This is a genomic window from Enterobacter sp. BIGb0383, from assembly GCF_003751845.1.
Taxonomy (GTDB): domain Bacteria; phylum Pseudomonadota; class Gammaproteobacteria; order Enterobacterales; family Enterobacteriaceae; genus BIGb0383.
The window spans coordinates 227,838-236,921 of record NZ_RJKQ01000004.1 but is presented as its reverse complement, the minus strand read 5'-3'; the positions used below and the strand labels follow the sequence as shown (position 1 = coordinate 236,921).

8 protein-coding genes, 1 tRNA gene and 2 other RNA genes (1 of these 11 cut by a window edge) are annotated in these 9,084 nt (G+C 56.0%); 5 read left to right on the top strand and 6 right to left on the bottom strand.

Annotated features, from left to right (window positions below):
• The 4 genes from EDF81_RS19150 to eptB form a co-directional block, all read right to left on the bottom strand.
• A non-coding RNA gene (locus EDF81_RS19150) (RtT sRNA) lies at position 1 on the bottom strand (it extends 132 nt beyond the left edge of the window).
• A gap of 141 nt (positions 2–142) precedes the next feature.
• Positions 143–275: non-coding RNA, RtT sRNA (locus EDF81_RS19145), on the bottom strand.
• A 36-nt stretch (positions 276–311) separates the two neighbouring features.
• Positions 312–388 (bottom strand) — tRNA-Pro (locus EDF81_RS19140).
• A gap of 91 nt (positions 389–479) precedes the next feature.
• Positions 480–2,162 (bottom strand): kdo(2)-lipid A phosphoethanolamine 7''-transferase, encoded by a 1,683-nt coding sequence (eptB, locus tag EDF81_RS19135; RefSeq protein WP_123349753.1) that lies wholly within the window; start codon positions 2,160–2,162, stop codon positions 480–482.
• Positions 2,163–2,647: 485 nt separating this feature from the next.
• Here eptB and EDF81_RS19130 point away from each other — a divergent pair, with 485 nt between their 5' ends.
• The 3 genes from EDF81_RS19130 (at position 2,648) to EDF81_RS19120 (ending at position 3,956) form a co-directional block, all read left to right on the top strand.
• On the top strand, positions 2,648–3,019 hold the full coding sequence (locus EDF81_RS19130) for a putative holin (RefSeq protein ID WP_184999567.1): 372 nt from the start codon (positions 2,648–2,650) through the stop codon (positions 3,017–3,019).
• Positions 3,019–3,327 (top strand): phage holin family protein, encoded by a 309-nt coding sequence (locus tag EDF81_RS19125; protein WP_123349751.1) that lies wholly within the window; start codon positions 3,019–3,021, stop codon positions 3,325–3,327. The genes EDF81_RS19130 and EDF81_RS19125 overlap by 1 nt, the downstream gene beginning before the upstream one ends.
• A 140-nt stretch (positions 3,328–3,467) precedes the next feature.
• Entirely contained in the window at positions 3,468–3,956 is a 489-nt protein-coding gene (locus EDF81_RS19120; protein WP_260232735.1) for a DUF2514 domain-containing protein, read from the top strand.
• Between the two features lie 49 nt (positions 3,957–4,005).
• On the opposite strand, the gene EDF81_RS19115 is transcribed toward EDF81_RS19120, so the two are convergent.
• Complete coding sequence (locus EDF81_RS19115) at positions 4,006–5,208, bottom strand: MFS transporter (protein ID WP_123349749.1); 1,203 nt, start codon at positions 5,206–5,208, stop codon at positions 4,006–4,008.
• 370 nt (positions 5,209–5,578) lie between these two features.
• Here EDF81_RS19115 and tag point away from each other — a divergent pair, with 370 nt between their 5' ends.
• Positions 5,579–6,160, top strand: coding sequence for a DNA-3-methyladenine glycosylase I (gene tag, locus EDF81_RS19110; protein WP_123349748.1), 582 nt, complete (start codon positions 5,579–5,581; stop codon positions 6,158–6,160).
• Positions 6,138–6,584: an N-acetyltransferase gene (locus EDF81_RS19105; protein WP_123349747.1), complete on the top strand. Its 447-nt coding sequence runs from the start codon at positions 6,138–6,140 to the stop codon at positions 6,582–6,584. Before tag ends, EDF81_RS19105 begins: the two co-directional genes overlap by 23 nt.
• On the opposite strand, the gene EDF81_RS19100 is transcribed toward EDF81_RS19105, so the two are convergent.
• Positions 6,547–8,880 carry a molybdopterin guanine dinucleotide-containing S/N-oxide reductase gene (locus tag EDF81_RS19100; protein ID WP_123349746.1) on the bottom strand — a complete coding sequence of 778 codons (2,334 nt, stop codon included), beginning with the start codon at positions 8,878–8,880 and terminating at the stop codon, positions 6,547–6,549. The two genes, EDF81_RS19105 and EDF81_RS19100, sit on opposite strands and share 38 nt — an antisense overlap.
• Positions 8,881–9,084 lie beyond the last annotated feature (204 nt).

Here is a 9,084-nt window from a genome sequence, read left to right as displayed (position 1 = left end):
CTGCGTGGCTCGCCCTGCGGGCCGTTGCTGCGCAACGTTCTCTTCGCTTCGCTCGAGTCGAACCTCTGCCCCCGGAGGTTCTCATCCTCTTCGGGCTTCATATAGCAAAAAACCCAACCTTGCGGTTGGGTCTTTTTGAATTTGGTCGGTGATAGAGGATGACTCGCCACTACGTGGCTCGCCCTGCGGGCCGTTGCTGCGCAACGTTCTCTTCGCTTCGCTCGAGTCGAACCTCTGCCCCCGGAGGTTCTCATCCTCTTCGGGCTTCATATAGCAAAAAACCCAACCTTGCGGTTGGGTCTTTTTGAATTTGGTCGGTGATAGAGGATTCGAACCTCCGACCCCTTCGTCCCGAACGAAGTGCGCTACCAGGCTGCGCCAATCACCGAATGCGGGGCGCATCTTACTGCGCTGGGGTTACCCCGTCAATCCCTGACGGGAAAAAAGCCTTTCGATCGCTGATAAAGCCAGCAGAGTGGCTACTTCGCCGCCGAATCAGGCAGACGGCACCAGTTATTTTTCTCGTTGATACCGCCGTCCGGAGAGGTGTAGCCCAGACAACCCATCACCGAGTCGTACAGCTCTTCATGACGACGCGGAGTTTTCATCTCGGCCTGCTTTTTCAGCTGGGCAAACATCTGTGCCTTCTGCGGGTCGGCGAGCGTCTTGTCGGACATCCACACCATCATCGGTACGCGGAACTGCTCCGGCGGAGCCATCTTACGTGGGGTACCATGCAGATGCTCTTTCTCATTGATCGACTCGCCGTGGTCGGCAGCGTAGAACACGATGGCCTTCTTATCGCGCAGCTGGTCAAAAACGCTGGTAATAAAGTGGTCAACGTAGGTCACCGAATTATCGAAGGAATTAATCAGCTGCTCTTTTGTGCACTTGCCATCAACGCCAACGCACTCGGGCGTCCAGCGGGCAAAACTGCGCGGATAACGCTGGGTATAGTTAAAGTGCGAGCCTTTGGTGTGCAGAATAATCAGGTGCTTGCCGTCGTTTTCCGGCGTCACCACACGCTTCATCTCCTCCACCAGCAGCATATCGTCAACGAATTTCCCACGGTTGCGCGGTTCGGCACCGATCTGTTCGCGGTAGGCAATATTGTCGGTCAGCGTATTGCCGTAGAACCAGATCTCGCTCTGCATCGCAAAGAGATCCGACCTAAAGCCCAGCTGATTAAGCACGGCAAAAACGTTCTGCTCTTTCAGGGTACGCTGAGGGTTATCCGCCGCACCGCCCTCGCGCACAAACATGCAGCGCAGAGAGAGTTTGGTGGCGGTATCGCAGGACTCACCGCGGAAGGCCACCAGGTTTTTCTCCTGCGCCAGTTTCGGCGTGGTGTCCCGGGAGTAGCCCAGAATGCCCATATGATCCCAGCGGGTGGTTTCGCCGATAATAAAGACCACATAAGTATCATCCAGATCCGCAGGCGCAGTATAGGTGAACTTTTTAGCCGGGTTCATCAGGGAGCGGTTGTCCGCAGACTCATCGACCTGCGCCCAGGCGTACAGCCCCAGCGCCGAGAGCCAGTTCGATGGCAGGTAGGAGTTCGCCACTACGCCGCCGTAGCTTGGCAGATCGACGCCGGTGCTCCGCTCGACCTTCTTCTGCTGGATATCCAGCAGGCGAATCGGCCCCCAGACCATCAGGCCGGCGAGCACCACCGCCGCCACGCTGCGCACGCGCAGGCCCGGCGTACGTAACTGACGCAATAAGGTATAGCGACAGCGGTTATTCCAGATAAACAGCAGCGGCGGTGTCGCCACCGCCAGCAGCCAGAGCGCAAAGCCCCAGCCCACCACCTCTTTAGAGAGATCGATATCCGTGGTCATCACCGAGGCAATAATGCCGTAGCCGATCACCACGTTCAGGAACGTCATATAGTAGCTGGCGCCAGCGGAAAACAGCACCACAAGGGTGGCGAGTACGCGCCACACCCGACGCCCGAACAAAGAGAGGATGCGCAGCAGGAAGAAGGTGACCAGCACGGTCGCTACCAGTTCAACCGCGGCGGAGGCCCCTTTTAGTAGCGTAAATTCATGTGCGTAACCGTCAAACCGGCGGAAAAAGACCGCGCCGTTCATAAACAGCCCGATATAGAGCGCTAACAGAAAGCTCAGTCTCTGCTGTGTCATCGTTCGAATGTATTTCATGCAAGCTAACCTGGCGAAACGGAATCAAGAAAACCTGAGCACAATCAAGGCTAATCTCAGGTTAATAAAACGCAGTAAATGACAGAATCAGAGATGTCTTTAAGCGCGGCTAAATAGACCACAGGCAAAATGAAAAGTGTCAGAAAAATGTTATAAAACGAAAACATTTACAAAAAACTGCGATAGTCCACGAAATTTGACGCAAGTAAGCGCTCACATTTTAACCATGCCACGTCTTACGCGCTCCCTTGCTCCCGGTCATTCTACATCAACGACACCCACATCCCTGATACCTGTTTTAAATTTCGAGAAACGGCACATGATTTTACTGAAACCCCTTTTCAATATTTGCGCATAGGCTACTCTCATAATTGAAGTGAGTATGTCCGTTAAGCCCTTCCCTGTTTCTCATCACAGTTAATAAGTTGGCCCCCAATCAGCATCACCCTGACTGGGCAATATTTTTTAAATATGGAGCCATCAACGTGACCGAACCACTGAGCACTGGGGCTGCTGCTGCCTCAACGGTAACAGGCATCACGCTAGTCAGCCTCTTCGGTCCTCTTGATGGACCAACGGTCATAGGGGCCTTTGCTGGCGCATCCATTTTTATTGCTTCTGCCAGGGATTTCCGGATCTGGTGGCGCCTGTTTCTGGGAACACTCTCCTTTGCGATCGGAATTATTGCCGCCCCATTCTCAGCAGACCTGATTGAATCCGTTATTCCGCATACGACTTCTGTCGGTACACCCGTTGGCGCACTTGCCGCATCGGCCGCCGTTGTTCGTATTCTTATGCTCCTCAGTAGTAAAGACGGCCCATCAATCCTTTCCCGGCTTCGTGGAGGAAACCATTGATGCTACAAGAAATATTTCTGAATCTGAACGCGATCATCTGCGCCGCCGCAGCAATACGCCTGGTAACGTTCCGCCGAAACCACACGGGTCATAACCGGCAGATAGCCTGGCTTGCGTGGTTATTAACCGTCGCAACAGGGAGTGTGCCTATCCGGGTATTAACCGGAGAATATTTCTACACGGACTGGACCGACGTTTTTATTAACTTATTGCTCTGCATCATGATTTTCCGGGCGCGAGGAAACGTTGCCCACCTTTTAAAAGGCAAATCAGATGACTATCAGCAAGGTGAGGCCAGACCAAATTAAACACTTCGGCAATTACCGGTAAACGGTCCGACAGAGAGCCGTTGCTGCAGATATGATGCGGAAATGACATTCACACAGCGGGAGGCAGAGCGCGCTCTGTTTTTATTATGATCCTATTCCTGGTGAAGTACTGGAAGCCAATGGTAATCACGCTGCTGGTTGGGTTGTTAGTCGGGTGGAGTTATTCGGCTGGATATAAAAAAGCGGATTCAGCCTGGCAACTGCGCTGGACGCAGAGAGATCTTGCTGACACAACGGCCACGTTAGAACGTACCGCGGCGGAACGAAAAGAAGAACAACGCCGTCAACAAAAAACCGATGAGGAACAAAAACATGCTGACCAGTTACTGGAGCAAGCGCGTTCCGATGCTGCTGATGCCGATCGTGCTGCTGATGGGTTGCGGAACCAACTCACACAGCTCAGGAATCAGCTCGCAGGAAGTGAAGCCAGCCGCATTTCCACCGTTACCACAGCAAGCAAGGCAAAAAACGAGGCCAGCATATTGCTTACCCAGTTGCTCAGCGAATCTGACGAAATGGCGGGAAGATACGCAAAAGAGGCTGACGACAATTATATCGCCGGAAACACCTGCGAGCGGGTCTACGACGAAGTGACGGAAAAAAAATAAACTACGTTCAACGCGTTGAACGTAGTTTTTCAGGCGGGAATATTGACGGTTATGCGTGCGCTTCGCGCCAGCTTTCACGGTGCGGCTGACGAATGGTGGTCGACAGCGCCAGGGAGATAATCAGCAGCGCGAAGATGACACAGAAGGTGACATAGAAGCCGCCGAACAGAGAGGCAATCAGCGAACCGCAGATGCTGCCGATGCCGAAGCCCAGGTAAATCACCCCGTAGTTCTTCGCCAGGTTATTCAGGCCGAAGAACTCGCTGACCAGTGACGGGAAGACGGTGATGGTGCCACCGAAGTTAAAGGCCACGCAGGCGATAGCCGCAAAGAAGGTCGTCGCGTTCAGCGGAGCAAACAGCAGGGCCGCCATACCGACCAGCGAGACCACCTGACCAAGCGTGATAACGCGGATACGGGCAATTTTATCGGACAGAATGCCCAGCACCAGACGACCACTCAGGTTCGCAATGGCAATAATCGTTACCGCATTGGCGGCGGTTGCCACATCGAGATGTACCATGCCCTGAGCAATATCTTTCGCCACGCCAATCACATACAGGCCGCTCATACAGGCGGTGAGGAACATCACTGCCAGCATCCAGTACTGCGGTTTACGCATCGACTGGGCCAGGGTGAAATCGTTCTGCACCACGCCGTTGACCACCTGTGCTTCCTGCTGCGGAGCGTCTTTCATCAGCATGGCACCCGCCACAATCATCACCAGCACGATAGCGCCCCAGATGATAAAGGTCTGTTCGAGGCCAACGCTTGCCAGCAGATGGCTGGTGATAAATTTGAAGCCCAGGCTACCCAGACCATAGGAGCCAATAGCAAAGGCGGAAATCAGCCCCTTGCGTTCCGGGAACCACTTAACGCAGTTGGATAGCGTCAGCAGATAGCCTGCACCGTCGGCCAGACCGACCAGCACGCCCGCGCTCAGCCACAGCATAATCAGACTGTCAGAGTGCGCCGTCAGGAAGAAGCCCACGCCCAGCAGAATACCGGAGGCGATGGTGACGCGTTTTACGCCAAAACGTTCCTGCAGTTTACCGGCAACGGATGAGGAGATAGCCAGCCCGAGGCTGAGCAGACCGAAGGAGAGCGCGACCTGGCTGACCGGCTCGTCCAGTTTTTCCGACAGCGCGCTGTTAAACAGGCTCCAGGTATATACCGATCCGAGCGCGAATTGGGTAATGATGGTGCCGAATAGCGTTAGCCAGCGGGTGCGATTGGAAGTTGATAGATTCATGGCAGTTGTCCTGCATCGGAAAAGTGAGGGAATTAACTGCCTCTAACCTTAACGAAGTGCATTTCATGCCGGGGGCAAAAAGGCATGAAATGCAGCCAGGACGGAATGAAATGCACCAGAAACGGAATGAATGACATTGCCAAAATAGGGTCGGGAAAAATATTTTCGTTAAGTAAGCACCCACTATCGTCACACAGCGCGTTAAATAAGACCCCGAGTTGTAAACAGGTTGTTTAATTTGTTCATTTAAAGACCACAAAAGTCCGACTGCGCGATCCCTGTCCCAGGTATGACGTTTCGTCGTATGATTTTGCGGGCCAGTAACGCTATATTCCTGTTGCAGGCAGGATACCGGAAAGAGGACAAAAGCATGCAACGCTGTAGCTGGGTTAGCCAGGATCCGCTCTATATCGCCTACCACGACACGGAATGGGGCGTGGCGCAAAAAGACAATCAAAAACTGTTCGAGATGATCTGCCTTGAGGGGCAACAGGCGGGACTTTCATGGATCACCGTCCTGAAAAAACGTGAGAATTACCGCGTCGCCTTCCATCATTTCGATCCGCAGAAAGTGGCCGCAATGGGGCCTGACGACGTTGAGGTGCTGCTGCAAAACGCCGGGATTATTCGCCATCGTGGGAAGATTCAGGCGATTATCGGTAACGCCCGCGCCATGCTCCTGATGCAGGAAAACAGCGAGTCGCTTGCCGATTTTGTCTGGTCCTTTGTCGACCATACGCCGCAGGTGACCCATGCCGATAGCGGTGCCGGGATCCCCACCACCACGCCGGCTTCTGATGCCCTGTCGAAAGCGCTTAAAAAGCGTGGTTTTAAGTTTGTCGGCTCAACCATCTGCTACTCCTTTATGCAGGCCTGTGGGCTGGTCAACGATCACGTTACCGCCTGTTTTTGTCATCCCGGAGGTGCTGATGATCGTCCGCTGGAGCCATGACGACGACGCCCCGCTGCTCTCCCTGTGGCTGGAGAGCACCATTGCGGGCCATCCGTTTATCGACGAACAGTACTGGCACGAGAGCCGCCCGATAGTGCGCGATATCTATCTTCCCGCCGCACAGACCTGGATCTGGCGCAGCAAGGAGGCAATTGACGGCTTTATCAGCGTGATGGATGCGCGTTTTGTCGGGGCCTTGTTTGTCCGGCCTTCGGCGCAGGGTCAGGGCATTGGCGGTGCGCTGCTTAACCACGTTAAGCAGCACTTTCCGTTACTCAGTCTTGAGGTCTACCAGAAGAACTGTCGGGCGGTGAATTTCTACCACGCTCAGGGCTTTCGCATTGAAGACAGCGCCTGGCAGGAAGAGACCCAGCACCCGACCTGGATCATGAGCTGGCAGGCGGGTCAAACGCCGTCAGCGTAAGCGACGGGCCGGTATATTTCTCCAGCCAGGCAACGGCGGTATTTCCGGCACAGCCGTTCCCCAGCCGGGAGCTGGGCAGGTCTTTGGTCAGCACGTTAACCGCACCGTTTTTGCAGATCCCGCCGGCGGTCAGGTCGAGATCTGGCCAGCCACCTTCGTGAATGCAGATCACGCCAGGCCGGATCCCGTCCGTCACGACGGCACCCGCCAGCACATGTCCGCGGCCGTTCCATACCCGCACCGTATCGCCATCAACAATGCCACGCGCCTGCGCATCCTGAGGATGGATAGTCACCGGCTCGCGCCCGGCGATCGCATACTGCTCACGCAGATGGGTATAGTTAAGCTGGCTGTGAAGACGGTGCGCCGGATGGGCCGACAGCAGCTGTAGCTGCTCCGGCTCGGCATTGCCCTGCCACTCGTCAGGCTCTAGCCACATCGGATGCGGCGGGCAATCCGCATAGCCGAAACCGGCGATGCGCTGCGAGTAAATTTCAATTTTTCCACTGTCGGTTTTCAGCGGATTAGCCTCGGGATCTTCACGGAACGCGGCGAAACGGATAAAGCGGGCGTTATCGTCACTCTCGGGCATTTCGATCAGGGCGTTATCCTGCCAGAAGCGGTCGAACGGCGGCAGCGTGACCTGCTGGCTTGCACCGCGCTGGGCGGCGATCTGATAGAAAGTCTCCAGCCACTGCAGATCGGTCTTCCCTTCGGTAAAGCGCTCACGACCGCCCGCTTCCCATAGTTCACTCAGATCGGCAAAGACATCCAGGTCATCCCGCGCCTCGTCACGCGGCGGCACAACCTGCTTCATCGGGACCAGGTGCTGGTTACTGTAGTCCCCGGTCATGGTCAGATCGTTGCGTTCAAAGGAGGTGGTGGCGGGCAGCACGATATCGGCATGTTTCGCCGCAGCGGTCCAGAAGCACTCGGAGATCACCACCAACTCCGGCTTTTGCCAGGCGCGGATCAGGCGGTTGGTGTCCTGATGATGGGTAAAGTTGGCGCCGCCCGCCCACCAGACGAAGCGGATATCCGGGAAGTGTCTGTCCATCCCGTTATGCTGATACGCGCCGCCTGGGTTTTCCAGCGCCTCGACAATACGCGCCACCGGGATTTTATCTACCGCATCGGTACCGCCCTGCACGCTGCCCTGCATAGAGGCCAGCACCGCAGCGCGGCGGGTCGGGTTGCCGCCGTTAGCAAAGTGGTAGGAGAGACCGAAGCCGCCGCCCGGTGTGCCAATCTGCCCGAGCATCGCCGCCAGGGTCACCAGCATCCAGTGCTTCTGCTCGCCAAACTGCTGGCGCTGCATGCCCCAGCCGGACATCAGCATGGTGGTGTTGGTGTGGAACAGCGCCGCCAGCTCGCGGATTTTGCTCGCCTCAATGCCGCAGATCTCCGCCGCCCACTCTGCCGTTTTCGCCACGCCGTCGCTGGACCCCGTCAGATAAGCGGCAAAAATGTCATAGCCGGTGGTGCAGCGGGCCAGGAATTCGCCGTCGTGCCAGTTATTTTCCACCAGCGTATGAGCGATCCCCAGCATCAACGCCACGTCGGTGCCCATATGGGGCGCAATCCACTCCCCGGCATCGCCGAAGAAATCGACCGTTTCCGATCGCATAGGATCGATACAGATCAGCCGCTTGCCGCTCTTTCTGAGCTGGTCAAAGTAAGGAATGCCCTGCTCATCCGAGGCATTCCAGGCAATTTTCAGGGTGTTAAGCGGGTTGGCGCTCCAGAGCACCACCACATCGCTATGCTCCAGCACCAGCGGCCAGCTGGTTTGCTGCTGATAGACCTCATTACCGCCGACGACGTAGGGCATAATCGCCTGCGCCGCGCCGGTGGAGTAATCCCCGAGATGCCCCGTATAGCCGCCTGCCAGGCTCATATAGCGCTGCAGCAGCGTGGCGGCCTTGTGCAGCACGCCGTTAGAGCGCCAGCCGTAGGAACCGGCAAAGATGGACTGCGGGCCGTGCTGGCTGCGGATACGCTGATGCTGAGCGTGGATCAGATCCAGCGCCTCCTGCCAGCTGACGCGAACATACTCATCCTGTCCGCGCACGCCCTGTGGGCTGTCCGGCGAGGCGAGAAAGCCTTTACGCACCATGGGAAAACGGACCCGGGTTTTGCTGTGGACCTGATCGCGGACGGCGGTTTGCAGGGAGTTACTGAACTCGCCCGCCAGCGCCCCGCGCGACGACAGGACGGTTTCACCGTCGGTTTCCACCAGCATTGGCCCCCAGTGGGCCGCCGTCAGTACCGTTTTTGTTGCAGATGGGTGTGCCAAAGTGCGTGCTCCTGAATCTCTGTGCAGGTGGCGGCGGGTTGCCGCTATCGTTTTTATTAGGGAAATGAACAGAGGATTTTCATCATATTCAGCGCCGGGAATCAACCGTAAACATTACCGGGATTAGGGAGTAGCCATCAGCCCCCTGAATGGCTTACTCTCAAGATAAGCCTGCTAAGCATTTGATGATTCTGCTTTCCTGAT